The 1131-nt window shown below is 60.2% G+C and carries 1 protein-coding gene; it reads right to left on the bottom strand.

The annotated features are described in order from the left end of the window. The coding region (gene tuf, locus MUY35_RS17035; RefSeq protein WP_248370380.1) for an elongation factor Tu at positions 1-1130 on the bottom strand (1130 nt) is incomplete at its 3' end. Between the last annotated feature and the right edge of the window lies 1 nt (position 1131).

The following is a 1131-nucleotide window of genomic DNA, read 5'->3' as shown; positions in this document are numbered from 1 at the left end:
CCTTCGCGGATGGCGAAGCGCAGGCCGTCTTCCATCGCGATCGGCGCGATCAGTTCAACCGCGAACTTCAGGTTGTCGCCCGGCATCACCATCTCGGTGCCCGAAGGCAGCTCGACGGTCCCGGTGACGTCTGTGGTGCGGAAGTAGAACTGCGGACGGTAGTTCGCGAAGAACGGCGTGTGACGGCCACCCTCTTCCTTGGTCAGGATATAGACCTCGGCTTCGAACTTCGTGTGCGGGTTCACCGAGCCCGGCTTACACAGAACCTGGCCACGCTCAACCGCTTCACGGTCGATGCCGCGCAGCAGAACGCCAACGTTGTCACCAGCTTCACCGCGATCAAGCAGCTTGCGGAACATTTCAACGCCCGTGCAGGTGGTTTTCTGGGTGTCTTTGATGCCGACGATTTCAATCTCGTCGCCAACATTCACAACGCCACGCTCAACACGACCGGTCACAACCGTGCCACGGCCCGAGATCGAGAACACGTCTTCGATCGGCAGCAGGAACGCACCGTCAACCGGACGCGCTGGCGTCGGGATGAATTCGTCAACAGCCGCCATCAGCTTGCGGATCGAGTCTTCGCCGATCGCCTCGTCGCGGCCTTCCAGAGCGGCCAGAGCCGAGCCCGGAATGACAGGAACGTCGTCGCCCGGGTAACCATATTCGGTCAGAAGCTCGCGGATCTCCATCTCGACCAGCTCAAGCAGCTCTTCGTCGTCAACCTGATCAACCTTGTTCATGTAGACAACCATGGTCGGGATACCAACCTGGCGGCCCAGCAGGATGTGCTCGCGGGTCTGCGGCATCGGGCCGTCAGCAGCGTTCACAACCAGGATCGCGCCGTCCATCTGCGCCGCACCGGTGATCATGTTCTTCACATAGTCAGCGTGGCCGGGGCAGTCGACGTGGGCATAGTGACGCGCGTCGGTTTCATACTCAACGTGCGCGGTCGAGATCGTGATGCCACGTGCTTTCTCTTCCGGTGCGCCGTCGATCTGATCATACGCCTGGAAGTCACCGAAATACTTGGTGATCGCCGCCGTCAGCGTCGTTTTGCCGTGGTCAACGTGGCCAATCGTGCCAATGTTGACGTGCGGTTTGGAGCGTTCAAACTTTTCCTTAGCCATG

The organism is Aliiroseovarius sp. S1339, from assembly GCF_023195695.1.
Taxonomy (GTDB): domain Bacteria; phylum Pseudomonadota; class Alphaproteobacteria; order Rhodobacterales; family Rhodobacteraceae; genus Aliiroseovarius.
Note: the sequence above shows the minus strand (reverse complement) of the source record. Positions and strands in the feature narration are given on the sequence as shown.